Below are 25,658 nucleotides of genomic sequence, written 5' to 3'. Positions count from 1 at the left end.
GACTCGGGGTTGTCCTTTCAGGTTCTCGCCAGGAGGTGGCGGCCCACCGGCCGCGTCCGCACCGTCCCGGAGAGGGGGTCGATCGTGGCCTCCACGCGGATGCCGTACGCCTGGGTCAGGAGGTCCTCGGTGAGCACCTCGGGGGGTGTGCCGTCGGCGAGCACCCGGCCGTGGTGCAGGAGAACCACGCGGTCGGCGATCTCGGCGGCCTGGTTGAGGTCGTGCAGCACGACCCCGACGGCGACGTCGTGGTTGTCGGCCAGGTCGCGCACCAGTTCCAGCAGTTCGACCTGGTAGCGCAGGTCGAGGTGGTTGGTCGGCTCGTCGAGCAGGAGCACGCGGGTGTCCTGGGCCAGGCAGGTGGCCAGCCAGACCCGCTGCATCTCGCCGCCGGACAGCTCGTCGACGGCGCGCTCGGCCATGGCGCCGACGCCGGTCAGCTCCATCGCGCGGGCGATGGCGCGGTCTCCGTCGGGGTCGCCGGTGCGCCAGCGTCCCCGGTAGGGGTGGCGGCCGTAGCCGACCACGTCGCAGACCCGCACGCCCGTCGGGGTGGGCCGGCTCTGCGACAGCAGGGTCACCCGGCGGGCGAAGTCGCGGGCCGCCAGCCCCAGTGCGGAGGTTCCGTCGCCGAGGCGCACGTCGCCGGCCTGGGGCCGGTGCAGTCTGGCCAGCGCACGTAGGAGCGTGGACTTGCCGCTGCCGTTGGGGCCCACCAGGGCGGTGACGCGCCCCGTGGACAGGCTCAGGCTGGCGCCGTCGACGACGGTGCCGCCCGCGTAGCCCAAAACCAGGTCGGTGCCGGACAGGGCGTCGGACATGGGTTCTCCGGGGGAAGGCGACAGCAAGTACCCTTAGGTTAGCCTTGCCTTACCTCGGTGCCAACACCGGGGTCCCGTTTACTCGGTGACTTCCGCGCGGCCCATGCGCCAGTAGCCCATGAAGGCGACCGCGCGCCGGTCCATGCCGCGCTCGGCCACCAGGTGACGGCGCAGCCCGCGGATCATCGCGGCCTCGCCGGCCAGCCACGCGTAGACCGAACCGGAGGGCAGCGTCTCCTCCGGCACCTCCCACAGCTCCTCCGCGTCGACGTCGACGTCGACGAAGGACTCGGCGCCGTCGCCGCGCACCAGCAGGCGGCCGGCCGCGAGCTCCACGGCGGGCTGCAGCTTGCTTCCCCAGGCGCCGTCGCCGCGGGCCAGCCAGGTGACCTTGACGTCGCTGGAGCCGCGCACCTCGAGGAAGTCCTCGGGCCCCGGCACCTCCAGCAGCGCCTCACCGGTGAAGCCGGCCGGCAGTCCCTCCAGGATCGTCAGGATCGCCGGGGTGGCGGTCTCGTCCCCGGCCAGCAGCACGGTGCCGCAGTCGGCGGGCGGGCGGAACTCCAGCCCGCCGTGCCGCTCGTCGTAGCCCGCCTGCGGGCCGAACAGGGCCGCCTCGACGCCGGGTTCCGCACGGTTGATCCACCGGGCGGCCGGGCCCTCGTCGCCGTGCATGACGAAGTCGACGTCGACCTCCCCGGCCTCGGGGCGTACGGCGCGCACGGTGTAGGTGCGCATCTCGTGCCGCTCTCCCGAGGGCGTCGAGCGCCAGACGGAGAACCAGTCGGCGCCGCGGGGGAAGGTGGCCACGCCGATGCCCGGCAGCGGGAAGATCACCTTGATCCGCTGGTCGAACCCGTTGTCCGCGAACAGGTGCAGGCGGTCGCCGGTGAAGGTGACTCGCAGGAAATGAGGGCTGAGCCGCTCCAGGCGGCGCACGCGGACATCGAAGATTCGGAAGGGTTCGACCATGTTTGCTCCTTAGAACTTAGGCAAGGCTAACCTATTCCTTCTTTGGTGGACCACCATGACGAGGAGCATGGCGGGCAGCATGATCACGTGCCCGCCGATCATCAGGCCGTGCTCGTCGAGAACGCCCGTCCAGTACGGCACCAGCAGCACGGCGAAGGCCAGGTACATGACGGCGTCCATCTCGAGGATCTCCCGCCAGGAGTGACGCCTGATGAGCATCCAGACGGTCATGCCGATGCTCATGTTCGTGGCCATGACGAGCGCGTCGACGTCCGGCCGCAGGTCGCCGAACAGCAGGTCGGCGAGGGGGCCGAGCAGGAGCATGCCCGCGACCATCGCCAGGATCATCTCCAGGTAGTGCAGCCAGAATCTCATGGGCCCCACTGTGGCCGGGCTCGCGCGAGGACCCAAGGATCGAGTCGCAATATGTCGGAAATCTTGGGATACATGACGTAGATTGCGGGCGTGGACATCCAGCAGGTCGTCATCGTCGGCTACCACGCGGCCGAGCTCCTGGAGATCGCCGCCGTCACCACCACCCTGGAGACCGCCAACCTCCACCCCGGCCCGGCGATCTACCAGACCCGGCTGGCCGCCCTCGGCGGTAGGCCCGTCACCTGCGGAAACGGGCTGACCGTGCAGGCGCACGAGGCCCTGGAGCGCGTCAAGGGCCCGCTCGACACCCTCGTCGTGGCCGGCGGCGTCGGCTGCGAAGAGGCGGCGGCCGACCGGCACATCGTGGCCCATGTGCGCCGCCTGGCCCGCGAGAGCCGCCGCGTCGCCTCGGTCTGCACCGGCTCGGCCGTGCTCGCCGCCGCGGGCCTGCTCGACGGGCGCCGCGCGACCACCCACTGGATGTGGGCGCCGATCTTCGCCGAACGCTATCCCGAGGTGCGCTTCGACGCCCGGCCGATCTTCGTCCGTGACGGCCGGGTGATCACCGCCGCCGGGGTCACCAGCGCTCTCGACCTGGCCCTGGCCTTCGTCGAGGAGGACCGCGGCCCCGAGATCGCCCGGGAGGTCTCCCGCCACCTGGTCACCTACCTGCAGCGCCCCGGCGACCAGGCGCAGATGAGCATCTTCACCGCCGCGCCGCCCGCGGGCGACCCCGTGGTGCGCCAGGCGGTCGAGCTGATCACCGCCGACCTGGCCGCCGACCTGTCGACGCCCGCGCTCGCCGCCGCCACCGGCGTCAGCGAGCGCCACCTGGCCCGGCTGTTCGCGCGCCACCTCGACATCAGCCCGGCCAGGTTCGTGCGCCGGGTACGCACCGAGGCCGCCGCCCACCTCCTGACGACCACCGGGCTGCCCGTCTCGGTGATCGCCGCCCGGTGCGGCTTCGGTACGGCCGAAGCCCTCAGACAGGCCTTCACCAGCCAGTACGGCACGCCGCCCGCACACTACCGCGCCGCCAGGAACCAGCCATAACAGCACCGGATAGGGATCCGTAGGGTGTTCGCCACCGGGTGCGGCTGTCAGCGTTGACCGCACAGCCGATTGGAGCCGAGCCCATGTCCGAAGACACACCCCTGTCTCGCAAGACTCTGCTGAAGGCCGCTCTGGTGGCCGCTCCCCTGCCCTTGCTGGTGCCACAACTGCCCGCACTGGCCAGGAGCGCCACCGAGCCGCTCACCCCGACGCCCTTCTGCGACGACGGCGACGACCCGACGCCTCCGCAGACCGAGGGGCCCTACTTCAAGCCCAGCTCGCCCCGCCGTACCTCCCTGATCACCTCGACCACGCCGGGCGTGCGGCTGACGGTCAGCGGCTTCGTGTTCGGCCTGGCCTGCCAGCCGATCGCCAACGCGCTGCTGGACTTCTGGCAGGCCGACAACAACGGCGGCTACGACAACGTGGGCTACAACTTCCGTGGTCACCAGTTCTCCGACGCCACGGGCGCCTTCCGCCTGACCACGATCGTGCCCGGCCTGTATCCGGGCCGCACCCGCCACATCCACGTCAAGGTGCAGGCGCCGGGCCGCCCGGTGCTCACCACCCAGCTGTACTTCCCGGGTGAGCCTCGCAACTCCACCGACACCATCTTCAACCCGGCGCTGCTGATGACGGTGCGCACGGTCGGCAACGCCCGCGAGGCGAGCTTCGACTTCGTGCTGAACGTCCCCGGCACCCCGCCGACCTCGCCCCCTCCGACCTCACCTCCGCCCACCTCGCCTCCGCCCACCGGCACGTGGCGGGCGGGCACCACCTACCGCGCCGGTGACACGGTCACCTACGGCGGAGCGAGCTACCGGTGCCTGCAGGGGCACACCGCCCAGGTCGGCTGGGAGCCCCCGAACGTCCCCGCACTCTGGCAGCGCCTGTAGAAAGCTCTGGTGAGCAAGCGCGTCGCCATCGCCGGCATCGGCACCGAGTCCAGCACCTTCAGTGCCCACCGCACGGTGGAGAGCGACTTCACCGTGTGGCGGGACCTGTCCCGCTATCCCTTCCTCGACCAGTGGCGGGACGAGGTGGAGTTCGTCCCGATCCTGGTCGCCCGGGCGCTGCCCGGCGGCCAGGTGACGGAGGCGGCCTACAGCGCACTGGAGGGTGAGCTGGTGGAGCGCCTGGCCGCCTCCGGACCTTTCGACGGCGTCTACCTGGACCTGCACGGCGCGATGCACGTCGAGGGACGTGACGACGTCGAGGCGGAGCTGGCCGGGCGCGTCCGCTCGGTGGTCGGGCCTGACTGCCCGATGGCCGCCTCCATGGATCTGCACGGCCAGGTCTCGCGGCGTTTCGCCGAACTGGTGGAGCTGCCCACCGCCTACCGCACGGCGCCGCACGTCGATGTGGAGGAGACCCGGGAGCGTGCCTGCCGGATGCTGGTGGAGTGCCTGCGCTCGGGTGAGCGGCCGGTGCGTGCCTGGGTGAGGGTGCCGCTGCTGCTGCCGGGCGAGCGCACCAGCACGCGGCTGGAGCCCGCCCGGTCGATCTACGCGGAGCTGGACGAGCGGCCGGACGGGGTGCTCGACTCCTCGATCTGGATCGGGTACGCCTGGGCCGACGCCCCGCGCAGCAGCGTCAACGTGCTCGTCTGCGGAACCTCGGCCCGGGCCGTGGAGCGGCGGGCCCGCGAGCTGGCCGTACGGTTGTGGCGGGCGCGTGACGACTTCGCCTTCTGCGTGCCCGCGCTGGCGCCGCGCGAGGCGATCGCCGAGGCCCTGGCCTCGCCCGCCAGGCCGTACTTCGTCAGCGACTCGGGCGACAACCCGACCGCGGGCGGCTCAGGCGACGCCACCTGGCTGCTGGCCGACCTCCTGGAGACCGTGCCCGGGGGCAGGAGCGCGATCTGGGCCTCCTGCGTCGACGCGGCGGCCGTGGCCGCCTGCCTCGCGGCGGGTGTCGGGGGCCGGGTCGACCTGGCCGTCGGCGGCTGCTTCTCCGGCGACGAGCCGACGCCCCTGTCCGGCGTCGTGCATGCCGTACGGCTCGGCGACCCGGTCGGCGGCGACCTGGCGGTGGTCAGGGCGGGAGGCGTGCACGCTGTGCTGACGAGCCGGCGCAAGCCGTACCACTTCGTCAGGGACCTGCTCGAACTCGGCCTGGATCCGCGCGAGCACGACCTGACCGCGATCAAGATCGGCTATCTGGAACCCGACCTGCACCGCGTGGCGGCGGGCTCGGTGCTGGCGCTCAGCCTGGGCGGGGTCTGCCAGGATCTGCACTCGCTCGGCTACCGGCGCCTGGAGCGCCCGATCCATCCGCTCGACGCCTCGATGGCCGATCCCGACCTCACGCCGGTGGTGCTGCGCTGACCCCCACGGGGAAGGTGTCGAAGTGCACCACGACCCGAGCGGCGTCCTCGGTCCGCCTCTCCACGTGGGCCTCGCTCATGAGCCGGTAACGCTCCAGCACGGCCAGCACCTCGCGGGTCATCTCCCCCATCTCCGGCGCGGTGAGCCGGAAGACGCGGTGGGCCAGGACGCTCGCCTCGATCCACTCCTGGGGTGTCGTGGCGCCCTCCTCCCGCCAGCGGGCCAGTTCCTCGCCCCGGCGGCGCAGCGTGCTGTCGAGCATCACCTCGGCGCCCGCGGCGGCCGCCGGGTCCTTCTCCTCCCAGGGTGGCCCGGTCATGAACCCGCCCGGGGTGACGCGCCAGTACTTCTCCTTGCCCTTCCCCACGCCCTCGGCGATCTCGATCATGCCGTGCTTGGCCAGTTCTCGCAGGTGGTAGCTGGTGGCGCCGGTGTTCTCGCCGAGCTCGACGGCGAGGGTGGTGGCGGTCTGCGGCCCCTGGTCCTCGAGCAGTTCGTAGATCCGTAGGCGCAGCGGATGCGTGAACGACTTCAGAGTCCGGGCGTCGAGCTTGCGGTTCACGGCTTACACACCTATCTTTGCAAAGGAAGTTATGCACACCTTTCTCTGCAACGAGGATAACCCATGCGACCCTTTGGCTACCTGCTCTCCTCGAGCGTCGTGTCGAACCTGGCCGACGGCGTGCTCAAGGCCGGCGCTCCCCTGCTGGCGGTGACGATGACGCGTAACCCGGCGCTCGTCTCCCTGATCGGCGTCGCCACGACGTTGCCGTGGCTGCTGCTGGCCCTGCACGCGGGCGCCATCGCCGACCGCGCCGACCGGCGCCGCATCATGATGCTGGCCAGCACGGCACGCGCCGTCTCCCTCGGCGGGGTGGCGCTGCTGGCCTCCCTCGGCGTGCTGAATCTGTGGCTGCTGCTGGTGGCGGTGCTGCTGGCCGGGGTGGCCGAGGTCTTCTCCGACACCTCGGCGCAGAGCGTGCTGCCGATGACGGTCGAGCCCGGCGACCTGGCCAGGGCCAACGGGCGGGTGGTGAGCTCGCAGACGATCGGCACCGACTTCCTCGGCGCGCCGCTGGCCGGACTGGTGGTCGCGGCGGTCCCCGCGGCGGTGCTGGGCCTGCCCGCGCTGCTGTTCGCCGGGGCGGCGCTGTTCCTGCTGGGCATGCGCGGCTCCTACCGGCCCGCGACGGTCTCCACGGCCCCGCTGATGAGCGACATCGCCACGGGCCTTCGCTACCTGCGCGACCACCGCTTCCTGAGCCGCCTGGCGGCCTGCGCCGGCCTGATGAACCTGGCCAACTCCGCCTACTTCGCCGTGTTCGTGCTCTACGCCGTCGGCCCCGGCTCCCGCATGGGCCTGGAGCCCGCCGCCTTCGCCCCGATCTCCGCGGTCCTGGCCACCGGCGCGATCATCGGCTCGCTGCTCGCCGGACGTGTCTCGGCGGCCCTCGGCGAGGGCCACACGGTCCTGGGCGCCTGGCTGGTCAACAGCCTCCTGCTGCTGGTGCCGCTGCTGGCTCCCACGCTCTGGGCGCTGTTCCCCGTCGCCTTCCTGCTCGGACTGACCAATGCCGGCAGCAACGTCGTCGTCATCTCCATGCGCCAGCGCCTCATCCCCACCGAGCTGATGGGCCGCGTCAACTCCGCCTACCGCCTCATCGGCATGGGCGGCATGCCGCTCGGCTCGCTCATCGGCGGTCTCATCGGCACCGCCTTCGGCCTGCCCGCCGTCTTCGTCACCACCGTGGCCCTGTGCCTGATCGCCTGGGCGCTGATTTTCCCGCAACTGATTTCGCCCCGCCTGACCTGCGAGACCGCTCTGGCGGGCATATCCGGATCACGGTAAGTGTCCCTCACGCCTCGATCAAGTGACATGATTACGATCGAGCGACGAGGGGATGGTATGCGGGAGATCGGCGGACGGTACCTCCTTAACGAGGAGGCCGGTCGTGGGGGGATGGGCGTTGTCTGGCGGGCGTTCGACCAGCTTCTCCACCGAGAGGTGGCGCTCAAGGAGCTGACGCTGACCGGGGAGGCCGCGGCCGTGCGCCGCAGGGTCCTGCGGGAGGCCCGCATGGCCGCAGGCCTGTCGCACCCCAACATCGTCACCGTCCACGACCTCATCGAGGAGAGCGGACGGCTCTGGATCGTCATGGAGTACCTCGACGGGCTCTCCCTGCACCAGCTGCTCTCCCAGGTCGGCACCCTGCCCGCCCAGTCGGTGGCCGGGATCGGCCGCCACCTGCTCGCCGCCCTGCGCAACGCGCACCGCTCCAGCGTCCTGCACCGCGACGTCAAGCCCGCCAACGTCATGCTCACCGGCGACCGCGTGGTCCTCACCGACTTCGGCATCGCCACCGCCGACAGCGGCACGGCGACCGCCACGACCTCCCGCGGCCTGCGCGGCACGCCCGCCTTCATGGCCCCCGAGCGCCTGTACGGCGGGGCGGCGACGAAGGAGGCCGACATGTGGTCGTTCGGCGCCACCCTCTACTCCGCCGTCGAGGGCACGCCGCCCTTTCCCGGCAAGGACGCGCCCACCGTGGTGGCGATGGTCCAGAGCGGCTCCTACCCGCCCCCGCGCCGGGCGGGGGCGCTGCGACCGGTGATCGAGGGCCTGCTGCGCTCCGACCCGGCGCGCCGCCTCACCCAGGAGCAGGCCGCCATCCTCCTGGCCGACCTGCGCCCCTCCTACCCTGCCGCCATCTGAGCGGTCCCGGCCGCCATCTGAGCGGTCAGTCGCCCTTGCGCCGCGAGGCCGCCTCCTCGGCGTCCATCGCCGCCGCCTCCTCAGGAGTGGGCGCGCTTCCTCCCAGATGGGCGGGCAGCCACCAGGCGCCGGCCGTACGGTCGGGATAGTCGCTCTGGGCCCGCTCGGCCAGCGCGGTCATGCGCTCGCGCAGGTCCAGGGTCACGGCGTTGACGTCGTCGCCGGGCGAGACCCGCATCGGCTCGCCGACCACGATCGTGATGGGCACGTGCCGCTGGCCGAGCTGCTTGGGCCGGCCCTTGGTCCACAGGCGCTGGGTGCCCCACAGGGCCATCGGGATGAGCGGCACCCCGGCCTCCTGGGCCATGCGCACCGAGCCGTTCTTGATCTCCTTGACCGTGAACGAGCGGCTGATGGTGGCCTCGGCGAAGACGCCGACGACCTCGCCCGCGCGCAGCATGCCGACGGCCCGCGCGTAGGAGTCGGCGCCGGCCGCGCGGTCGACGGGGATGTGGCGCATGCCGCGCATCAGCGGTCCCGACACGGGGTGGTCGAAGACCTGCTTCTTGGCCATGAACCTGGTCAGCCTGCCCGCCGACAACAACGCGCCGTATCCGGCGAAGATGAAGTCGAGGTAGCTGATGTGGTTGCTCACCAGGACCGCGCCACCGCTGCGTGGCACGTTGTGCGTGCCCTCGATGCGGAAGCGGTAGTCCATGACGCGGAAGACGGTCTTGGCTGCGGCGATCACCGGGGTATAGACGAGCTCGGCCATGAACTGAACAGTAACCTACGCCACCGTAACCTTGCGATATGGCGGGCTTGGGTACAGGTTATGACCATGAAGAAGCTCATCAACGCCCCCGACGCCGTGGTCCGTGATGCGCTGCGCGGGCTGGCGCTCGCGCATCCCGGACTGGCCGTCGATCTCGAGAACCAGGTGGTGACCAGGGCGGCGCTCACGCCCGGCAAGGTCGGGCTGGTCTCCGGCGGCGGATCGGGGCACGAGCCGCTTCACGCCGGGTTCGTCGGGTACGGCATGCTCGACGCGGCGTGTCCTGGCGAGATCTTCACCTCCCCCGTCCCCGACCAGCTCATCGAGGCCACCAAGGCCGCCGACCAGGGCGCGGGGGTGCTGCACATCGTCAAGAACTACACCGGTGACGTGCTCAACTTCGAGATGGCCGCCGAGCTGTGCGCCGAGGAGGGCATCGAGGTCGCGAGCGTTCTGGTCGACGACGACGTGGCGGTCGAGGACTCCCTCTACACCGCGGGCCGCCGCGGCACGGGCGCGACGTTGTTCGTGGAGAAGATCGCCGGGGCGCTGGCCGAGACGGGCGCGCCGCTGGCCAAGGTGGCGGCGGTGGCCGAGCTGGTCGGCGCGCGCAGCCGCTCCTTCGGCGTGGCGCTCACCTCCTGCACGGTGCCCGCCGCCGGCAAGCCCACCTTCGACCTGCCGGAGGACCAGGTGGAGGTGGGCATCGGCATCCACGGGGAGCCGGGCAGGCGCCGGGTGCCGCTGGCTAGCGCGCGGGAGCTGGCCGAGGTGGCGATGGACGCCGTCCACGGCGACCTGCCGCTGGAGGGCGAGCTGCTGGTGCTGGTCAACGGTATGGGCGGCACGCCGCTCATCGAGCTGTACGGGGTGTTCGCCGAGGTGGCCGCCTACGTGAAGGGCAAAGGGGCGACGATCACCAGGAGCCTGGTCGGCAACTACGTGACGAGCCTCGACATGCAGGGCTTCTCCGTCACCGTGTGCCGTCTCGACGACGACCTCACCCGCCTGTGGGACGCCCCGGTATCCACCCCCGGCCTGCGATGGGGGCGCTGATGGCCGCCGGGGCGTGGCTGAAGGAGTGCGCCAGGGTCGTCGCCGCCGAGCGTGAGCGGCTGACCGGGCTCGACGCCGCCATCGGCGACGCCGACCACGGCGCCAATCTCGACAGGGGCTTCCAGGCGATCGTGGCGGAGCTCGACCTCGGCGACGAGGCGGAGCCGGGCGCGCAGCTCGTGGCGGCAGGTTCGCTGCTGATCCGCCGCGTCGGCGGGGCCTCCGGCCCGCTGTACGGCTCGGCGTTGCGGTCCATGGGCAAGGCGCTGTCCCAGGGCGCCGATCTGAGCACCGCCCTGGAGCAGGCCGTCGAGGCGGTCGAGAAACTGGGCAAGGCGGTGGAGGGCGACAAGACGATGGTCGACGCGCTCCGCCCGGCGGCCAACGCGATGGCGCTCGCCGTCCAGGAGGGCATCGGCGTGAGGGAGGCCCTCGACCGGGCGGCGCGGGCCGCCGAGGAGGGCGCGGCGGCCACGACGCCGATGCGGGCGCGCAAGGGGCGCGCGAGCTACCTGGGCGAGCGCAGCGAGGGCCACCGGGATCCGGGGGCGACCTCGGCGGCGTTGCTGATCAGGGCCCTGGCGGCGACGTGGTAGGGCTCGTGCTGGTCTCGCACAGCGCGGGGCTGGCGGCGGAGGCGGCGGCGCTGGCGCGCGGCATCGCCGGGTGCGAGGTGCCCGTCGCGGCGGCCGGCGGTGACGCCGACGGCGGGCTGGGCACGAGCGTGGACCTGATCGAGGCGGCCGTCGCCGCGGTCGACCAGGGTGACGGCGTGGTGCTGGTGCCGGATCTGGGCAGCTCGGTGCTGACGGCGCGGCTGCTGGAGGAGCCGGGCCGGATCGTGCTGGCGGACGTGCCGTTCGTGGAGGGCGCGATCGCCGCCGCCGTGACCGCGGGCGGCGGCGGTTCGCTGGAGCAGGTGCTCGCCGCCGCGGAGGAGGCGCGGGGCTTCCGCAAGAGCGGGTGAGGGTGCCGGGGGTCAGTGGCCCCTGAAGGCCTCCTCCAGCCACCACGATCCGCGGTCCCCGGTGACCTTGGCGTGCACCAGGAGAGGGCGCTCGCGCGGCCCCTTCAGCCATTCGGCCACGCCCGACAGGTCGCCCGGCCCGGTCACGGTGACGGCCGCGCAGCCGTACCCCCTGGCCAGTTCGGCGAAGTCGACGGGCGGGAAGGTGACGGTCTCCAGGGGCCCGCCCGCGAAATGGTGCACCTCGGCCCCGTAGCCTTCGTCGTCGTAGACGACGATCACCATCGGCAACCCCAGGCGGACCACGGTCTCCAGCTCCGAGATTCCCATGAGCGCGCCGCCGTCGCCGAGCGCGGCCACCGGCAGCCGGTCCGGTCTGGCCAGGGCGGCGCCGACGGCGGTGGCCAGGCCGAGTCCGATCGACTGGAAGGCCTGGGTGAAGCAGAAGCCCTGCTCGTCGGGGACCTCCAGGAACATGGCGGGGTAGCCCATGAAGTTGCCCGAGTCGGTGGCGATCACCCGCTCGGCGGGCAGCAGGTCGTCGAGGCCGATGGTGAGCGTGCGCGGATCGATCCTGCCGCCGCCGCTGTCGTCCTCGTACGGCACGGCTCGCCAGCGCCCCTGCCCGGCGATGCGCTCGGCCAGATCCGGCGATCGGTAGCCCGGCTGCGGCGGGTCACCCTGCTCGCCGGGCGGCCGTCCGAGCCTGTCGTCGAAGGCGCGGGAGACGGCCGAGGCGACCGCAGAGACCTCGCCGCGGATCGGCAGGTGCACCGTGCGCTGGCGTCCGAGCGCCGCGACCTCCACATCGACCTGCACGACCTTGGCGCGCGGCCCGATCAGCCTGCCGTGCCGGGTGGTCCACATGTTGAGCGCGCAGCCCCATCCGACGACCACGTCGGCCGCGCCGATCAGCTCGGCGGCCAGCGGGGTGGCGAAGCCGCCGCTGACGTCGAGGTCCCACGGGCTGCCGCGGAACAGGCCCCTGGCCACGGCCGAGGTGGCCAGCAGCGCCCCGGACCGGCCGGCCAGCTCCTCCAGCTCGGCCCTGGCGTGCCTGGCGCCGCGACCGGCGATGAAGACCGGGCGCTCCGCCGTGGCGAGCATCTCGGCCAGGGCCTCGACCGCGGTGCGTTCCAGGGTGCGCGGCCCGGCTCCGAGCGCGGGCTGCGCGGGGCCCAGGGCCGCGTCCTGGATGAGCCGCTCGTGGAAGGCGGCGACGGCGCCGTCCCAGGGCACCTGCTCCTGCTGCACGTCGAGGGGCAGGTTGAGCAGCACCACGGTGCGGTCGTGCACCGCCGTACGGAAGGCGGCGATGGTCTTCTCGACACAGGTGTGGCCGTTGCGGACGCGGGCGGCGACGCCGCCCACCGAGCGCACGAGCGCCTCCTGGTCGACGGCGAAGTTCGAGCGCGGGTCGGTCGCCTCGCCCGCCAGCACGATCATCGGCGTGCGGCTCTTGGCCGCCTCGGCCAGCCCGGTGATCGCGTTGGTCAGGCCGGGGCCCTGGTGCACGGTGAGCAGCCCGACGGTGCCACTCAGGCGCGCGTAGGCGTCGGCCATGGTCGCCGCGCCTCCCTCGTGCCGGGCGGCGACGTAGCGTACGCCGTGCTCGATGAGGGCGTTGGTGACGTGGAAGTTGCCACTGCCGACCACGCCGAAGGCCGCGTCGCAGCCCAGAGCGGCCAGGACGCGGCCGACGGCCTGGGCGACGATCATCGTTCGACCAGTGCCAGCACCCTCACGGGGCTGCCGGAGCCGCCGACGATGGGGAGCGGCGGCGCCACGATCACGGCGCCCGTGACCGGCAGGCGCTCCAGGTTGCGCAGCTGGGTCAGACCGTACTTGTCGTTGCCCAGGAAGAACGAATGGCACGGGAAGGGCGGGTCGAAGGAGTGCGCGGCGCCCGCGTCGGTGCCGACGGTCTCGACGCCGAGGCCCAGGATGGCCGTCTGGGAGGCCAGGTAGTCGGCGCACTCGATGGAGATGCCGGGCCAGCTGCCCTGGTTGAGGAAGTCCGCGGCGTTGTCGGAGCGCCGGTCCCAGCCGGTGCGGTACAGCAGCCAGCCGCCCTCCGGCAGGGCGCCGTTGACCCGCTCCCACTCGCGTACGTGCTCGATCCGCAGCAGGAAGTCGGGGTCCTTGCCGGCCTCGGCGGTGAAGTCGAGCACCACGGCGGGCGCGAGCAGCCGGGAGACGGGAACCTGGGCGACGTCGTGGCCCTCGCGTCCGGTCACCCAGTGGACGGGCGCGTCGAAGTGGGTGCCGGTGTGCTCACCGGTGTGGATGTCGTTCCAGTACCACGCCGGGCCCCGGTCGTCGTAGTGGCTGATCTCCTCCAGGCTGAAGGGGATCGTGTTGCCGAAGGGTTCCGGCAGCTGGAGGATGGGCGTCTCGGACGACAGGGGCGCGGTGAGGTCGATGACCTCGATGGCGCCGCTGCGGATGCTGGTGACGAAGCTTTGCAGGACCGACATGAGGGCATCTTCGTGTGCCGCGACGCCGCTGGCTAGCCCTGACGCACCCATTCGGCGCATCCGCTGGTCTGGAAGGCCTTGTCGGTCGGCTGGATGGTGACCGTGGTCTCGCCCGTGGCCATGCCTCCGTCGATGACGCTGTCGAGGGCCGGATCGGTGCTGCTCAGCCGGGCCCAGAAGCACTGCTGCTGGCCGGGAGCCAGGCCGGTGGTGCGGTAGGTGCCCGGCTGGATGTCGGTGCCGACGAGCAGAACGCGCATGCCGCCCAGGGGCCCGTCGGTCGCCTGCGCCGGGGGTTGCGTCGCGGGCGGGGTCGAGGGCGGCATCGTGGGCGGGGTCGTGGGCGGGGTGGGCTGATCGGTGGCTTGCTCCGGCGGCAGGGTCGGCATCTCCGTGACGGGCGCGGTGGTCTCGGCGCCGGGAGTCTCCTCGGGCTCCAGGTGCAGCGTCGAGGAGGGGTTCGGACGTTCCTGCGCGACGGGATCCGCCATGCCGATCCCGGCGAACAGCCCGATCAGGAAGCCGATCATGCCGGTGAGCCCGGAGACGAGCAACAGGATCGTCGGGCTGCTGGGTGCGCGCGTGGGTTCTGGGGGGCCGTACGTCACAGGGCAAGCCTGCCATGCCATCCCTTACCCCCGGCTTATTGCGATTTATTTGCATCTACTAGAGTCTCGCAACCATGAGGACGCGCGCAGCAGCCCTGATCGTCGCCGCCGGCCTGACGGCCGCCTGCCAGGCACCGGCCGCCCCCGCCGAGGACGCCTTCGTCATCGGCCTGAGCTCGGAGTTCGAGAACCTCAGCCCCGTCCTGGGCTTCGCCGCCGACGGCGGCGCGCTGATGTTCGACGGCCTGATGAGGCGCAAGCCCGACCTGACGCTGGAACCGTCGCTGGCCGACGCCGCGCCGGTGACCGCGCCCGACGGCAGGACCGTGACCTTCACCCTGCGCCAGGGCGTCACCTTCCACGACGGCCGGGCGCTCGGCGCCGAGGACGTCGTGGCCACCTACCGCAGCGTGCTGGACCCGAAGACCAACTCCCCCATCAGCGGCGACTTCGCCGCCGTCGAGAGCGTCGCCGCCAAGGACCCGCGCACGGTGGAGTTCCGGCTGAAGTACCCCTACGCGCCCTTCGTGCAGCGCACCACGCTCGGCATCGTGCCCGGCGGCGTCACCGACCCCGCCAAGCCGGTCGGCACCGGGCCCTACTCCTTCGTCTCCTGGACTCCGGGCGACAAGATCACGCTCAAATCGAACGACGCCTACTTCGGCGGAGCGCCCTCGATCAAGCGGGTGGTGCTGGCCTTCGCCGAAGACGACAACGTGCGCGCCACCCGCCTCGCGGCCGGGGAGTTCGACGCCACGGTGCTGCCGCCCAAGGCGGCCAGGCGTTTCGAGAACCAGCAGGGCACCACCGTCCACCAGGTCGACAGCGCCGACTACCGGGGCGTCATGTTCCCCTTCAAGAACCCCGTGACCGCCGACGTGTCCGTGCGCAAGGCCTTCGGACTGGCCGTCGACCGGCAGGCCATGGTCGACACCATCCTGGCCGGCGCGGGCAAGCCCGCCTTCGGGCCGATCTCCCCCGACATCGCCTGGTACGACCCGGCGGCGACCGGATCGCCCAAGCCCGACCAGGCCGCCGCGGCCGCCCTGCTCGACGGCGCCGGCTGGAAGCAGGGCGACGACGGCGTGCGCGCCAAGGACGGTGTCAGGGCGGCCTTCACGCTCATGTACCCGGCCGGCGACTCCCTGCGCAAGGAGCTGGCCCTGGCCGCCGCCTCCGACGCCAAGAAGATCGGCCTGGAGGTCACGCCCGAGGGCCTCGACTGGGACGCCATCGAGCCCCGCATGGCGAAGGACGCGCTGATCATGGGGTACGGCTCGCCGTACGACCCCGACTACGTCAACTACGAGCTCTACCACTCCGCCTACGCGGGCAAGGGCTTCTTCAACCCGGGCCACTACGACAACCCCGAGGTCGACGCGGCGCTGGAGAAGGGACGCGCCTCCGGCGACGAGGCCGAGCGCAAGCAGGCCTACTCCCGCTTCCAGCAGCTCGTCCACGACGACCAGCCCTGGGTCCACCTGGTCTTCCTCAAGCACGTCTACGTGATCCGCGGCCAGGTGGAGGGTGTGCGGCCGGGCGTCGACGCCCACGAGCACGCCACCGGCGGCCTCTTCCGCGACCTGCACACCTGGAAGCGCGCGGCATGATCAAAGTGATCGCCTGGCGGGCGGCCTTCGCCCTGCCGTTGCTGGTCGGGGTGACGGCGGGCATGTTCGCCCTGGCCCAGGCCTCCCCCTTCGACCCGGTCAGGCAGTATCTGGGCGACCGCGCGATGGTGACCGATCCGGCCGTCGTCGAGCAGATCCGCGCCAACTGGGGCCTGGACCGGCCCTTCCTGGAGCAGTACGCCACCTGGCTGGGCAACCTGGTCACCGGTGACCTCGGCGAGTCCCGTTCCTTCCACCGCCCGGTGGCCGAGATCGTCGCGGAGCGGCTGCCCTGGACCCTGATGGCCACGAGTGGCGCCATCGTGCTCATGCTGGCCGGCAGCCTGGTCGCCGGCACGCTCGCGGCCTGGCGCAAGGGCTCGCTCCTGGACCGGGTGATCACCGGGGGCGCGTTCGCCAACGAGTCGGTGCCGGTGTTCTGGCTGGCGCTGCTGTCGATCTACGTGTTCGCGCTCAAGCTCGGCTGGCTGCCCGCGGGCGGGCTGAGCGACGCGTCCTCCAGCACGCTGGAGCCGCTGGACGTCGCCCACCACCTGGTCCTGCCGGTCGTCGTGCTGGCGATCTCGCAGTCGTCGTGGCTGGTGCTGTACGTGCGCGAGTCGGTGATCGGGACACTGCGCGAGGACTACGTGATCGGAGCCCGCGCCCGCGGCCTGCGCGAGCGGACCGTGCTCGTACGGCACGCGCTGCGCTCGGCGCTGCTGCCGTTCCTGACCATCCTCGGCGCCCGCGTGCCCGAGCTGGTCACCGGCGCCATCCTGGTGGAGACCGTCTTCTCCTGGCCGGGCGTCGCCTCCACCTCCGTGCAGGCAGCGCTCGCCGTGGACTTCCCGCTGCTGGCCGTCCTGACCCTCATGGGCACGATCGCGGTCGTGGCCGGGAACCTGCTGGCCGACCTCGCCTACCGGGTCGCCGACCCCCGCACCAGGACGGTCGCCGTATGACCAGGTTCGCCGCTCTCACCCTTGTCGTCCTCGGCCTGGCCGTGCTGCTGGTCCCGCCGATCGTCCAGCTCGACCAGCACCTGGTCGACCTGTCCCAGGCGGGTCTGCCGCCTTCACCCGCCCACCCGCTCGGCACCGACGAGGTCGGCCGCGACGTGCTGCTGCGCTGCGTGTACGGCCTGCGCGTGTCGTTCATGGTGGGCCTCGTCGCCGCCCTGGTCAGCATGATCATCGGCGGCACCGTGGGCCTGGTGGCGGGCAGCCTCGGGGGCCTGCCCGACCGCCTGCTCATGCGCTGCGTCGACGGCTTCTCCTCCCTGCCGCACCTGCTGCTGGGCATATTCATCGTGGCGATGTTCGCGCCCAGCCCGTACGCGGTGATCGTCTCGGTGGGCGTCACCCACTGGACCACCGCGGCGCGCATCGTGCGCTCGGAGGTGCTGTCGCTGCGCGAGCGGCCCTTCGTCGAGGCCGCCATCTCCGCAGGCGCGAGCCGCCGCCGGCTGCTGACCAGGCACCTGCTGCCGCACCTGCTGCCCCATCTGCTGCTGGCGATGGTGCTCATGGTGCCGCACGCGATCTGGCACGAGACCGCGCTCAGCTTCCTGGGCCTGGGCCTGCCGCCGCACCTGGCCTCGCTGGGCAACATGATCAACGACGGGCAGCGCTCGCTGCTGGCGGGCGACTGGTGGTCCAGCCTGGCGCCCGGCCTGTTCATCCTGGCGCCGACGCTGGCGGTCTCGGTGCTGGCGCAACGCGGTCGCGACCGCCTCAACCCCCGCATGCGATCGGAGCTGGCGCTGTGAAGCTCGACGTCCAAGGGCTGACCGTGACCTTCCGCATCCCCGGCGGGGTGGTGCGGGCCGTCTCCGAGGTCTCCTTCCAGGTACGGCCGGGCAGCTGCCTGGCGCTGGTGGGCGAGTCGGGATGCGGCAAGTCCGTGCTCGCCCACGCCCTGCTGGGGCTGCTGCCGGGCAACGCCTCCGTGTCGGGCTCGGCCGTACTGGACGGGGAGCTCGACCTGGTCTCGGCGCCGCCGCCGGTCATGGCGCGGCGGGTGCGCGGCCGCAGGGTCGGGCTCATCCCGCAGAGTCCCGCCACCCACCTGACCCCGGTCCGCACCGCCCGCGCCCAGCTGGAGGAGGCGTTGCGCGAGCTCGGATCGACCTGCGACGCCTCGTCGCTGGCCGAGCGGTTCGGGCTGCGGCCCGGCGACCTCGACCGCTACCCGCACGAGCTGTCGGGCGGCATGGCGCAGCGTGTGGCCAACGCGATCGCGCTGGCCGGGGATCCCGGGCTGCTCGTCGCCGACGAGCCCACCTCGGGCCTGGACCGGCCGCTCGTCGAGCGCACCATGGACGAGCTGCGCTCGCTCTGCGACGAGGGCAGGGCCGTCCTGCTCATCACCCACGACCTGCGGGCGGCGGAACGCATCGCCGACGAGTTCGCGATCATGTACGCCTCGCGCGTCGTCGAGATCGGCTCCCTGGAGGCGCCCCGCCACCCCTACGCGCGCGGCCTGGTCGACGCGCAGCCCGACCGGGCGTTCGTCCCCATCCCCGGGACGCCGCCCGAGCTCACCCGCCTGCCCTCCGGGTGCGCGTTCGAGCCGCGCTGCGCCTCGGCGGTGCCGGCCTGCTCCGCCGTACCGGCCTTCGACAACGGGGTGGCCTGCCATGTTGCGAGCTGACGGCATCACGGTTAGGTACGGCAGGCGGACCGTCCTCGACGGGCTCGCCTTCGAGCTGGAGCCCGGCGCGATCGTCGGGCTGGCCGGGCCGAGCGGATGCGGCAAGTCGACGCTGGCCCGTGTGCTGGCGCTCATGCTGAAGCCCGCGTCGGGAACGGTGAGCGTGGACGGCACGGCGGTGCGCGGCTGGCGTCAGCGGGCGCCGCGCGCGCTGCGCACCGGCGTCGCCCTGCTCTACCAGCAGCCGCGGCTGGCGGTCGACCCGCGGCTGACGCTGCGCGCGATCGTCGCGGAGCCGTGCGCGGCCAACCGGGTGACGCTCGACGACGGCGTGTTCGACCGCGTCGGGCTGACCGCGGACCTGCTCACGCGACGGCCGCACGAGGTGTCCGACGGGCAGCTGCAGCGGGCCTGCCTGGCACGCGCCCTGGCGATGCGGCCGCGCTACCTGCTGTGCGACGAGATGACGAGCATGCTCGACGCCTCGACGCAGGCGCTGCTGGTGGGGGTGGTGCGGCAGTACCGGGAGGAGAGCGGGGCCGGCGTCCTGGCGATCAGCCATGACGACGTGCTGCTGAGGCGCTGGGCCGACGAGACCCGCCCCCTCCACGGGTAGCGGTCAGCGGTGCAGGTAGTCGACCAGCGAAGCGCGCTCGGTCTCGAGCTCCTCGATGGCGCTCTTGACCACGTCGCCGATGCTGACGATGCCGACCAGGCGCCCCGCGTCGACCACGGGCACGTGGCGGAAACGGTGCGTGGTCATCGTGCGGCGCAGATCGTCGACGTTGGCGTTGGGACCCACGGTCCGCACCTCCGTCGTCATGATCGAGGAGACGGTGGCGTCGAGCACCTCCGGACCCCGGTCGTGCAGCCTGCGCACCACGTCACGCTCGGACACGATGCCGGCGATCGTCGTGCCGTCCGACGACACCACCACGGCACCGATGTTGTGCTCTGCCAGCTGGGCGAGCAGTTCACGTACGGTGGCATCCGGCGACACGGTCATGACCTCGCTGCCCTTGGCACGCAGGATCGATCCGATCAGCATGTGTACCTCCTCGGCGGCCGATAGGAGGGACATTCCCCTTGGAGGCACCAGACTAAGCGCAGGATCGGGCAAACACCTAGAGCACGTTTTCCTGATTAGTATGTGAAATACCACTAAGTTTGCCTGAAGGGGATCCTCCACCGTGACCGAGCAGCTGAACACCGGGAGCCACGACCTCCCGGTCACCGAGGCACTCAGCGCCTTCATGGCCACCGGCTGGGCCGACACCGCCCGCACCGACCTGGCCGCGCTGCCCATCGCCCCCTGGGCCGCCAAGCGGCGCGCCGTCCTGGCCGGACGGTTCCCGGGCGAGCGGCTGATCATCCCCTCGGGCACGCTCAAGGTACGCAGCAACGACAGCGACTTCCGCTTCCGGCCGCACAGCGCCTTCTCCTACCTCACCGGCCACGGCGAACCCGACGACGTGCTCGTCGTCGAACCCTCCGGCGAGGCCGTCCTGTACCTGCGTCCCCGCTCCCCGCGCTCGTCGGGCGAGGAGTTCTACCGCGACCGCCGCTACGGCGAGTTCTGGGTGGGCCGCCGCCCCGACCTGCGCGAAGCCTCCGACCTGTACGGCGTGACCACCGCCCACATCCGCGACCTGTCCCTGTCCGGCCCGGCCCGGGTGCTGCGCGGCGTCGACCCCGCCGTCGACGCCGCCCTGCCCTCGGGCGACGGCGACACCGAGCTCGCCTCGTTCCTGTCGGAGATGCGCCTGGTCAAGGACGAGTGGGAGGTCGGCGAGCTGCAGCACGCCGTCGACGCCACCACCCGCGGCTTCGAGGACGTCGTCCGCGCCTTCCCCGCCGCCCTGCGCGAGGCACGCGGCGAGCGCTACCTGGAAGGCGTCTTCGGCCTGCGCTCGCGCCTGGAGGGCAACGCGGTCGGCTACGACAGCATCGTCGCCTCTGGAGCGCACGCCTGCGTCCTGCACTGGATCCGCAACGACGGCCGGCTGTCACGCGACGAGCTCCTGCTGCTCGACGCGGGCGTCGAGACCGACACCCTCTACACCGCCGACATCACCCGTACCCTCCCCCTGTCCGGGACCTTCTCCCCCGTGCAACGGCAGGTGTACTCCCTCGTCTACGAGGCCCAGAACGCCGGCATCGCCGCCCTCAAGCCCGGCGCCCGCTTCCGCGACTTCCACCAGGCGGCCATGCGGGTCATCTGCGAGGGCCTCACCTCGTGGGGACTCCTGGACGGCAGCGTCGACGCGCTGATGGAATCCGGCCTCTACCGCCGCTACACGCTGTGCAGCAGCGGGCACATGCTCGGCCTCGACGTGCACGACTGCGCCAGGGCGCGGGCGGAGGTGTACCTCGACGGGGTGCTGGAGGAGGGCCAGGTCCTCACCGTCGAGCCCGGCCTCTACCTGCAGGCGGACGACCTCACGCTGCCGGAGGAGTTCAGGGGGATCGGGGTGCGGATCGAGGACGACCTGGTCATCACCTCCGACGGCGCCCGGCTCATGTCAGCGGGGCTGCCGCGCCACCCCGACGAGGTCGAGGGGTGGATGGCGACGCTCCTGGACTGATCGTCGCCGTGCGCCACGCGGTCCGCCCGTGGCGCACTCACACCCGCCGGGCGACGCCCGCGTCGAGGTCGACCACGTGGGCGTCAGGGAACCGCAGCCCGCTCCAGAATTCGCCGGGGTCGGGCAGGCCGATGCGGGCGGCCAGCCAGACGGTCATCGCCATGCCGTGGGTCGCCACCACCACGGGCCCGCCGCCGGCCGCCTCCAGGTGCTCACGGATCCCGGCGTCGAACCTTCCGGCCACCTCCTGCCGGGGCTCCCAGCCGGGGTGATCGGCGCCGCTGACGTAGGCCAGGCGCCGCTCGCGGAAGTCACCGCCCCACGGTTCGTCCCGGCCGACCTCGTTGAACCGCCCGTCACGAGCCGCGGACCCGCCCACGGTCTGCCAGGCCTTCGGCTCGGCGCTGGAGACGAGGTGCGCGGGGGCGGGCAGGCGTGCCATAAGCTCGCGTGCCCGCTCCCGGCCCTCGTCGCTCAGCTCCCACTCGTGGGGCGCAACGTCGGGGGTGAAAGCGGGCATCGCATGCCGTACCAGGATCAACACTCGGGAAGGCTACGTGGGGTGGCCATGGCCTGACGCATCGGCTCAGCCGCCCGTGATGACCGGGTCCGAGGCGAGAGCCTTGGTGCGGGCCTCGACGGTCTCGCGCAGCCGGGTCACCTGGCCGGCGCCGACGACCTTCTCCAGCGCGTCGAGGACGGTTGTGGCGGCCCCGTCCGCGTAGAGGGTCCGGTACAGCTCGCGATACGCCTGCTCGTAGTCGTCCTTGAACGCCTCCGCGGCCAGGAACTTCGTCTTGAGCGTGTTGCCCATCCGCATCCCGCCGCCTCGCCCCTCCTGGCCGCCCTGCTGGGGGAAGCCCTCGGGTGGGCCGCCTTCCGGCATCTCCGGGCGCTGGCCCTGCTGATCCTGCTGGCCCTGCTGGCCGCCGGGGCGCATCATGCCGCCGCCCATGCTCGCCGTCTCCCCCGGCTTGAGCGCCGTGTCGCCCGAGAAGGCGAAGTTGAGGTCCCAGGTGATGACCCTGAGCTTGCCGCTGCCCAGGTCGTACCAGAGGTAGAAGTTCTTGCCCGGCCCGGCCATGTCGTCGAAGTTCAGCAGCAGGTTCTGCAGCGCCGCGTACTTCGCGAACGACTCCACGTCCACGTGGTCGGCCAGGTGCGCCGCGAACTCCTCGTCCGACGCCGAGTCCAGCCACTTCAGGAACCTGATGACCGGCGTGAGATCCTGCGAGCCGGTCTTGTTGATCTGCTTGAAGTCGTCGGTGTACTCGGTCAGGTCGTCACCCTGGTAGGAGAAGGCGCCCGTGGCCAGCGCCTTGTAGAGCACGCCGTCGCCGAGCGAGGAGGCGTACTCCTCGTCGGGGTGCTGCACCACCAGGCGGGTGGCCGCCCGGCCGCCGTTGACGGTGAACGACGAGTAGGCGTACCTCTGTGACGGCTCGCCCGACTCGGCGACCAGCGAGAGCGCGAGCGCCTCGTTGACGCTCAGCTCCGACCCCTGCGCGGCGGGACGCACCGACAGCTGCTCCAGGCCCTGGTAGGTGCGGCCCTCCTCGTACTTGCCGAAGTCGATGAGCCAGGGCAGGTCGGCGGGCTTGTCCGTGGACAGGTTCGTCATGCCGCCGAACCCGCCCCGGCCGCCGGGACCCTGCTGCCGCGTCGTCGTCTTGGCGCCGGGGCGGGCGTCCTTCAGCCCGCGCAGCGTCGAGTTGCCCTTCAGCCTCAGGCCGGCGTTCTGGATCGTGGTGCCGTCGATGACGACGTCCGCCTTGATCCAGGTCTTCTCGTCGTCGTCGAAATAGTCGTCGAGCATCTCGTCGTAGGCGGTGGCGTCGTAGCTGACCGAGATCGTGTGGGGGGCGGAGGCGTCCCAGAGGTCCTCCCGCCCCGCCACGTCCTGCGCCACGGCGGCCTCGACCTCGCTGCCGCCCGAGGCGACGATCGGCGTGATCCGTACGGTCCCGGCGACCAGGCCGAGGACGAGGAGGAACGCGGCGAAGGCGGCGGGCAGCTTCCAGTGGTGGCGCAGCCGTACCGGAAGCCGATGCAGGAGCCGCCTCATCACAGGTCCGTCTGGTCGTACCCGGTCAGGATGGTCACCCGCTGCCCCGAGGTGCGCTGGCGCAGCACGCTGATGAGCTCGCCGGGCTCCTTGCCCTTCTTGAGCTTGACCGTGTACATCAGCTCCGTCAGCGCGCCGCCCCTGATCGATTCCAGGCTGACCAGCTCGAACTCGTCGGTGTGGGCGATCAGCGCGTCCTGGATGGCGCCGGTGTGGTCCTCGTCGGCGGGCACCTGGACCTTGACGACCTGGCGCTGGACGTTGAGGGCGAACAGGTTGAAACGCTGCAGCACCAGCACCACGAGGCAGATCGTCACGGCGGCGATGGCGGCCAGCGCGTAGAAGCGGGTGCCGACGGCCATGCCGATCGCCATCACCAGGAAGATGAAGCCGACGTCGCGGGTCTCCTTGATGGCGTTGCGGAAGCGCACCACCGACAGCGCGCCGACCAGCGCGAAGGCGCGGGCGATGTTCGAGCCGACGACGAGCATGATGACCGAGACCAGCATGCCGAGGATGACCAGGGTGTGCACGTAGGACTGGCTGTAGGAGACGTGCCGGTGCGTGGCGCGGTAGACCCAGCCGATCATCATGCTCAGCACGAGTGACAGCGCGAGCGAGATCGCGATGTCCGCCACGCTGAACGTGCCGGACAGGTCCTGAAAACTGAAGTCCACTTACAGCTCCTCGGGGACGTGGAAAACGGATCGGGGCGCCAGACCGAACGCCTCGATGCTCTGGCAGTACTTGGAGATGCGCACGACCTGCAGGCCGTGGCGGGCGGTGAGATCGGTCATCCAGTACGGCACGCGCTCGTTGGCCTTGACCTCGAGCACCGCCAGGTGGGGCGCGACGGTGAACCGGTTGGTCGCCGCGGCGCCGAGCTCGAAGTCCCGGTCCCTGCCGCGCACCCGGTGGTCCATCGTGACGCGCAACCCCACGTCGGCGTCGCGGCCCTTGAACGCCTCCCGCTGGTAGCCGGTGGTGGCCACCGCCCGCAGGTCCAGCGTGCCGACGAGCCCGAGCACCTCCTCGACGAAGCCTCGCTGGGACTCGTGGTGCGGGATCATCTCGCGCTTGTCGCACAACCTCCTGGCCATGCCGTACGGCACGCGGATGCGGCGTTTCTGCGTCACCCGGTTGACCCGCTGCTTGATCTCCACGAAAACGGGCGTCTCATCGGTGAGCCCGGCGCTGTCGCCGTAATGCCGCACGCGCAGTTTCCGGCGAAAACGCAGGCCCTCGATCTTCTCCCAGTAGAAACGCAGCGCGGGGGTGTCGTAATAGACGCTCTCGACGGCATAGCCGCCGTATCCCGAGTATTCGTCCTCGTCGAGCCGTCGTGCGAAATCCTCGCGCAGCGCGGGCACCACCGACTGGTCGACCAGATACTTGATTTCGTACCGGTTGAAGGCGTGCAGCCTGCTGGGCGCCCGGAGCGCGTGACCGGCGTCCTTCATCTCCATGACCGGTAGAACACCAGGTGAACATTGAAGGAAGATGAAATGAACCTGTGCGTGGGTTATGGGCGTTCACAGCTGATACACAGGCCGGTGAAAGGCGCAGGCCCGGCCGTGGAGTGAACGGCCGGGCCTGCGCTCCTGCAATGGTCAGGAATCGCCGGTGGGCTCGGCTGCGGGCCGCTCCTGGCCGCCTTGGCCGCCCTGGCCGCCCTGACCTCCTTGACCGCCCTGGCCACCGCCGGGGAAGCCGCCGCCCTCCGGTCGATACCGGGCGCAGGCCTCCATGGCCTTGCGCATCTCGGCCGACATCGACGGCCGGCCACTCGGCTGCCCGGAGGGCCTGGTCCTGGGCTGACCGGAGGGGCCGGCGCCGGGGTCGCCGGAGGGCCGGCCGCTGGGGCGTCCCTGGCCGCCCCGCCCCCGGGGCAGCTCGACGCCCTGTTCCTTCAGGCATTCCTGGTATGTCGCGAAGTCCCCGGCCGTGGCCGTCGTGGTCTCCTCGCCGGAACCGCACGCGGTCAGGGCCGCGAGCAGCAGGCCGCCGGTGGCCAGAACGATACGCATCTTCACTGGACTGTCCTTGTTCGAGGGGATCGAGGACTCACCGCGACGGCCGGGTCGCGGCGGCGCCCTCCCTGATCGTCGTGGCGCTGACCGATCCGTCGTCGCCCGTGGCGCCCTGGACGGTGACCGTGCCGCCCTTCTTCAGCTCCGAGAGCTTCCCCGTGACCAGCACGGCGGTCTCGTCGGTCGTGGTGACCGTGATCTCCGTGCCGTCCTGGGTTCTGAGCGTGAGCGTGTCGCCGTCGACCTTCGTCACGGTGCCCACGGTCGCCTGGCCTCCGAAGCCGCCCATCTGGCGGCCGCCGTTCTGGCCCATGCCGCCGTTCTGGCCCATCTGGCCCATCTGGCCCATGCCGCCGGGCCGTACGCCGGCCTGCTGGGCCGTACCGGACGAGGCACTGGACGATCCGAAGGCCTTCTGCGCCTGGATGCCCAGCAGCACCCCGCCGGCCAGCACCACGCACGCGCCCAGCACCACGGTGAGCCTGCCCACCCCCTTCTTCGGCGCGGCCCGCAGCTCGGCCTCGAGATCGCCGTCGAACGGCGAGCTCTCCAGCGTGTCCTTCATGATC

Annotated in this window: 29 protein-coding genes; 14 read left to right on the top strand and 15 right to left on the bottom strand. The window is 71.7% G+C overall.

What is annotated here, in order from left to right; genetic code table 11:
- Window positions 1-17: 17 nt before the first annotated feature.
- From HNR30_RS06260 to HNR30_RS06250, 3 genes are all read right to left on the bottom strand, one after another.
- Window positions 18-821 carry an ABC transporter ATP-binding protein gene (locus tag HNR30_RS06260; protein WP_181608656.1) on the bottom strand — a complete coding sequence of 268 codons (804 nt, stop codon included), beginning with the start codon at window positions 819-821 and terminating at the stop codon, window positions 18-20.
- A 78-nt stretch (window positions 822-899) separates the two neighbouring features.
- Window positions 900-1,793, bottom strand: a complete 894-nt coding sequence (locus HNR30_RS06255; protein ID WP_181608655.1) for a siderophore-interacting protein — start codon at window positions 1,791-1,793, stop codon at window positions 900-902.
- Between the two features lie 9 nt (window positions 1,794-1,802).
- On the bottom strand, window positions 1,803-2,168 hold the full coding sequence (locus HNR30_RS06250; protein WP_181608654.1) for a hypothetical protein: 366 nt from the start codon (window positions 2,166-2,168) through the stop codon (window positions 1,803-1,805).
- A 90-nt stretch (window positions 2,169-2,258) separates the two neighbouring features.
- On the opposite strand from HNR30_RS06250, the gene HNR30_RS06245 reads away from it, so the two are divergent.
- The 3 genes from HNR30_RS06245 to HNR30_RS06235 all read left to right on the top strand — a co-directional run bounded on the left by HNR30_RS06245 (window position 2,259) and on the right by HNR30_RS06235 (window position 5,548).
- Window positions 2,259-3,221 (top strand): GlxA family transcriptional regulator, encoded by a 963-nt coding sequence (locus HNR30_RS06245; protein WP_181608653.1) that lies wholly within the window; start codon window positions 2,259-2,261, stop codon window positions 3,219-3,221.
- A gap of 83 nt (window positions 3,222-3,304) precedes the next feature.
- Complete coding sequence (locus HNR30_RS06240) at window positions 3,305-4,117, top strand: dioxygenase family protein (protein WP_181608652.1); 813 nt, start codon at window positions 3,305-3,307, stop codon at window positions 4,115-4,117.
- A gap of 9 nt (window positions 4,118-4,126) precedes the next feature.
- Window positions 4,127-5,548 (top strand): M81 family metallopeptidase, encoded by a 1,422-nt coding sequence (locus HNR30_RS06235; protein WP_220133182.1) that lies wholly within the window; start codon window positions 4,127-4,129, stop codon window positions 5,546-5,548.
- Here the strand turns inward: HNR30_RS06235 and HNR30_RS06230 are convergent.
- Window positions 5,526-6,110 (bottom strand): ArsR/SmtB family transcription factor, encoded by a 585-nt coding sequence (locus HNR30_RS06230; protein WP_181608651.1) that lies wholly within the window; start codon window positions 6,108-6,110, stop codon window positions 5,526-5,528. The two genes, HNR30_RS06235 and HNR30_RS06230, sit on opposite strands and share 23 nt — an antisense overlap.
- A 63-nt stretch (window positions 6,111-6,173) precedes the next feature.
- On the opposite strand from HNR30_RS06230, the gene HNR30_RS06225 reads away from it, so the two are divergent.
- Both HNR30_RS06225 and HNR30_RS06220 read left to right on the top strand, forming a co-directional pair.
- Window positions 6,174-7,397, top strand: a complete 1,224-nt coding sequence (locus HNR30_RS06225) for an MFS transporter (protein ID WP_181608650.1) — start codon at window positions 6,174-6,176, stop codon at window positions 7,395-7,397.
- Window positions 7,398-7,424: 27 nt separating this feature from the next.
- On the top strand, window positions 7,425-8,261 hold the full coding sequence (locus HNR30_RS06220; RefSeq protein ID WP_376771728.1) for a serine/threonine-protein kinase: 837 nt from the start codon (window positions 7,425-7,427) through the stop codon (window positions 8,259-8,261).
- Window positions 8,262-8,286: 25 nt separating this feature from the next.
- Here the strand turns inward: HNR30_RS06220 and HNR30_RS06215 are convergent, their stop codons facing one another.
- Window positions 8,287-9,036, bottom strand: coding sequence for a lysophospholipid acyltransferase family protein (locus tag HNR30_RS06215; RefSeq protein WP_181608648.1), 750 nt, complete (start codon window positions 9,034-9,036; stop codon window positions 8,287-8,289).
- A 66-nt stretch (window positions 9,037-9,102) separates the two neighbouring features.
- Between HNR30_RS06215 and dhaK the strand changes: the two genes are divergently transcribed.
- Genes dhaK through HNR30_RS06200 form a run of 3 tightly spaced genes read left to right on the top strand, consistent with a single transcriptional unit; the run spans window position 9,103 to window position 11,059 of the window.
- Window positions 9,103-10,092, top strand: coding sequence for a dihydroxyacetone kinase subunit DhaK (gene dhaK / locus HNR30_RS06210; RefSeq protein ID WP_181608647.1), 990 nt, complete (start codon window positions 9,103-9,105; stop codon window positions 10,090-10,092).
- Window positions 10,092-10,688, top strand: coding sequence for a dihydroxyacetone kinase subunit DhaL (gene dhaL, locus HNR30_RS06205; protein ID WP_246377176.1), 597 nt, complete (start codon window positions 10,092-10,094; stop codon window positions 10,686-10,688). Before dhaK ends, dhaL begins: the two co-directional genes overlap by 1 nt.
- 5 nt (window positions 10,689-10,693) lie before the next feature.
- Window positions 10,694-11,059, top strand: a complete 366-nt coding sequence (locus HNR30_RS06200; protein ID WP_312894263.1) for a PTS-dependent dihydroxyacetone kinase phosphotransferase subunit DhaM — start codon at window positions 10,694-10,696, stop codon at window positions 11,057-11,059.
- 12 nt (window positions 11,060-11,071) lie between these two features.
- Here the strand turns inward: HNR30_RS06200 and HNR30_RS06195 are convergent, their stop codons facing one another.
- From HNR30_RS06195 to HNR30_RS06185, 3 genes are read right to left on the bottom strand one after another with little or no spacing between them, the layout of a single operon-like run.
- Window positions 11,072-12,778 (bottom strand): thiamine pyrophosphate-binding protein, encoded by a 1,707-nt coding sequence (locus HNR30_RS06195; RefSeq protein ID WP_181608644.1) that lies wholly within the window; start codon window positions 12,776-12,778, stop codon window positions 11,072-11,074.
- Window positions 12,775-13,536 (bottom strand): cyclase family protein, encoded by a 762-nt coding sequence (locus HNR30_RS06190; RefSeq protein ID WP_181608643.1) that lies wholly within the window; start codon window positions 13,534-13,536, stop codon window positions 12,775-12,777. Before HNR30_RS06190 ends, HNR30_RS06195 begins: the two co-directional genes overlap by 4 nt.
- Before the next feature lie 32 nt (window positions 13,537-13,568).
- Complete coding sequence (locus HNR30_RS06185) at window positions 13,569-14,144, bottom strand: Rv1352/Rv1906c domain-containing protein (protein WP_181608642.1); 576 nt, start codon at window positions 14,142-14,144, stop codon at window positions 13,569-13,571.
- Window positions 14,145-14,218: 74 nt separating this feature from the next.
- Here HNR30_RS06185 and HNR30_RS06180 point away from each other — a divergent pair, with 74 nt between their 5' ends.
- Genes HNR30_RS06180 through HNR30_RS06160 form a run of 5 tightly spaced genes read left to right on the top strand, consistent with a single transcriptional unit; the run spans window position 14,219 to window position 19,025 of the window.
- Complete coding sequence (locus HNR30_RS06180; protein WP_181608641.1) at window positions 14,219-15,754, top strand: ABC transporter substrate-binding protein; 1,536 nt, start codon at window positions 14,219-14,221, stop codon at window positions 15,752-15,754.
- Complete coding sequence (locus HNR30_RS06175; RefSeq protein ID WP_181608640.1) at window positions 15,751-16,719, top strand: ABC transporter permease; 969 nt, start codon at window positions 15,751-15,753, stop codon at window positions 16,717-16,719. The genes HNR30_RS06180 and HNR30_RS06175 overlap by 4 nt, the downstream gene beginning before the upstream one ends.
- The gene (locus HNR30_RS47355; protein ID WP_181608639.1) at window positions 16,716-17,525 is read left to right on the top strand and encodes an ABC transporter permease; all 810 of its coding nucleotides are present in this window, start codon (window positions 16,716-16,718) and stop codon (window positions 17,523-17,525) included. Before HNR30_RS06175 ends, HNR30_RS47355 begins: the two co-directional genes overlap by 4 nt.
- Window positions 17,522-18,409 carry an ABC transporter ATP-binding protein gene (locus tag HNR30_RS06165; protein ID WP_312894262.1) on the top strand — a complete coding sequence of 296 codons (888 nt, stop codon included), beginning with the start codon at window positions 17,522-17,524 and terminating at the stop codon, window positions 18,407-18,409. The genes HNR30_RS47355 and HNR30_RS06165 overlap by 4 nt, the downstream gene beginning before the upstream one ends.
- Complete coding sequence (locus HNR30_RS06160; RefSeq protein ID WP_181608637.1) at window positions 18,396-19,025, top strand: ABC transporter ATP-binding protein; 630 nt, start codon at window positions 18,396-18,398, stop codon at window positions 19,023-19,025. Before HNR30_RS06165 ends, HNR30_RS06160 begins: the two co-directional genes overlap by 14 nt.
- Before the next feature lie 3 nt (window positions 19,026-19,028).
- Here HNR30_RS06160 and HNR30_RS06155 read toward each other — a convergent pair whose 3' ends face one another.
- A complete protein-coding gene (locus HNR30_RS06155) occupies window positions 19,029-19,457 on the bottom strand; it encodes a CBS domain-containing protein (protein ID WP_181608636.1) in 429 nt (142 codons plus the stop codon).
- Between the two features lie 142 nt (window positions 19,458-19,599).
- Between HNR30_RS06155 and HNR30_RS06150 the strand changes: the two genes are divergently transcribed.
- Entirely contained in the window at window positions 19,600-20,994 is a 1,395-nt protein-coding gene (locus tag HNR30_RS06150; RefSeq protein ID WP_312894261.1) for an aminopeptidase P family protein, read from the top strand.
- A gap of 37 nt (window positions 20,995-21,031) precedes the next feature.
- Here the strand turns inward: HNR30_RS06150 and HNR30_RS06145 are convergent, their stop codons facing one another.
- The 6 genes from HNR30_RS06145 to HNR30_RS06120 all read right to left on the bottom strand — a co-directional run bounded on the left by HNR30_RS06145 (window position 21,032) and on the right by HNR30_RS06120 (window position 25,654).
- Window positions 21,032-21,538 (bottom strand): histidine phosphatase family protein, encoded by a 507-nt coding sequence (locus HNR30_RS06145; RefSeq protein WP_181608635.1) that lies wholly within the window; start codon window positions 21,536-21,538, stop codon window positions 21,032-21,034.
- A gap of 42 nt (window positions 21,539-21,580) precedes the next feature.
- Window positions 21,581-23,059, bottom strand: coding sequence for a CotH kinase family protein (locus HNR30_RS06140; RefSeq protein ID WP_220133181.1), 1,479 nt, complete (start codon window positions 23,057-23,059; stop codon window positions 21,581-21,583).
- On the bottom strand, window positions 23,059-23,736 hold the full coding sequence (locus HNR30_RS06135; protein WP_181608633.1) for a DUF4956 domain-containing protein: 678 nt from the start codon (window positions 23,734-23,736) through the stop codon (window positions 23,059-23,061). The genes HNR30_RS06140 and HNR30_RS06135 overlap by 1 nt, the downstream gene beginning before the upstream one ends.
- Complete coding sequence (locus tag HNR30_RS06130) at window positions 23,737-24,525, bottom strand: polyphosphate polymerase domain-containing protein (protein ID WP_181608632.1); 789 nt, start codon at window positions 24,523-24,525, stop codon at window positions 23,737-23,739. It abuts the gene before it with no gap.
- A 144-nt stretch (window positions 24,526-24,669) separates the two neighbouring features.
- Complete coding sequence (locus HNR30_RS06125; RefSeq protein WP_181608631.1) at window positions 24,670-25,086, bottom strand: hypothetical protein; 417 nt, start codon at window positions 25,084-25,086, stop codon at window positions 24,670-24,672.
- Between the two features lie 37 nt (window positions 25,087-25,123).
- The gene (locus HNR30_RS06120) at window positions 25,124-25,654 is read right to left on the bottom strand and encodes a hypothetical protein (protein WP_220133180.1); all 531 of its coding nucleotides are present in this window, start codon (window positions 25,652-25,654) and stop codon (window positions 25,124-25,126) included.
- Window positions 25,655-25,658: the final 4 nt, after the last annotated feature.

The sequence above is a fragment of the Nonomuraea soli genome (genome assembly GCF_013761175.1).
In the GTDB taxonomy this organism is placed as follows: Bacteria; Actinomycetota; Actinomycetes; order Streptosporangiales; family Streptosporangiaceae; genus Nonomuraea; species Nonomuraea soli.
This window is presented reverse-complemented; position numbering and strand designations above follow the sequence as displayed.

Bases quoted from the DNA above. Each gene is read 5' to 3' on its own strand.
- HNR30_RS06255 (WP_181608655.1), bottom strand. From the start codon at position 1,793: ATGGTCGAACCCTTCCGAATCTTCGATGTCCGCGTGCGCCGCCTGGAG.
- HNR30_RS06225 (WP_181608650.1), top strand. From the start codon at position 6,174: ATGCGACCCTTTGGCTACCTGCTCTCCTCGAGCGTCGTGTCGAACCTG.
- HNR30_RS06215 (WP_181608648.1), bottom strand. From the start codon at position 9,036: ATGGCCGAGCTCGTCTATACCCCGGTGATCGCCGCAGCCAAGACCGTC.
- HNR30_RS06125 (WP_181608631.1), bottom strand. From the start codon at position 25,086: ATGCGTATCGTTCTGGCCACCGGCGGCCTGCTGCTCGCGGCCCTGACC.
- HNR30_RS06155 (WP_181608636.1), bottom strand. From the start codon at position 19,457: ATGCTGATCGGATCGATCCTGCGTGCCAAGGGCAGCGAGGTCATGACC.
- HNR30_RS47355 (WP_181608639.1), top strand. From the start codon at position 16,716: ATGACCAGGTTCGCCGCTCTCACCCTTGTCGTCCTCGGCCTGGCCGTG.
- HNR30_RS06160 (WP_181608637.1), top strand. From the start codon at position 18,396: ATGTTGCGAGCTGACGGCATCACGGTTAGGTACGGCAGGCGGACCGTC.
- HNR30_RS06240 (WP_181608652.1), top strand. From the start codon at position 3,305: ATGTCCGAAGACACACCCCTGTCTCGCAAGACTCTGCTGAAGGCCGCT.
- HNR30_RS06130 (WP_181608632.1), bottom strand. From the start codon at position 24,525: ATGGAGATGAAGGACGCCGGTCACGCGCTCCGGGCGCCCAGCAGGCTG.
- HNR30_RS06180 (WP_181608641.1), top strand. From the start codon at position 14,219: ATGAGGACGCGCGCAGCAGCCCTGATCGTCGCCGCCGGCCTGACGGCC.
- HNR30_RS06120 (WP_220133180.1), bottom strand. From the start codon at position 25,654: ATGAAGGACACGCTGGAGAGCTCGCCGTTCGACGGCGATCTCGAGGCC.
- HNR30_RS06195 (WP_181608644.1), bottom strand. From the start codon at position 12,778: ATGATCGTCGCCCAGGCCGTCGGCCGCGTCCTGGCCGCTCTGGGCTGC.
- HNR30_RS06175 (WP_181608640.1), top strand. From the start codon at position 15,751: ATGATCAAAGTGATCGCCTGGCGGGCGGCCTTCGCCCTGCCGTTGCTG.
- dhaL (WP_246377176.1), top strand. From the start codon at position 10,092: ATGGCCGCCGGGGCGTGGCTGAAGGAGTGCGCCAGGGTCGTCGCCGCC.
- HNR30_RS06190 (WP_181608643.1), bottom strand. From the start codon at position 13,536: ATGTCGGTCCTGCAAAGCTTCGTCACCAGCATCCGCAGCGGCGCCATC.
- dhaK (WP_181608647.1), top strand. From the start codon at position 9,103: ATGAAGAAGCTCATCAACGCCCCCGACGCCGTGGTCCGTGATGCGCTG.
- HNR30_RS06260 (WP_181608656.1), bottom strand. From the start codon at position 821: ATGTCCGACGCCCTGTCCGGCACCGACCTGGTTTTGGGCTACGCGGGC.
- HNR30_RS06220 (WP_376771728.1), top strand. From the start codon at position 7,425: ATGATTACGATCGAGCGACGAGGGGATGGTATGCGGGAGATCGGCGGA.
- HNR30_RS06140 (WP_220133181.1), bottom strand. From the start codon at position 23,059: ATGAGGCGGCTCCTGCATCGGCTTCCGGTACGGCTGCGCCACCACTGG.
- HNR30_RS06250 (WP_181608654.1), bottom strand. From the start codon at position 2,168: ATGAGATTCTGGCTGCACTACCTGGAGATGATCCTGGCGATGGTCGCG.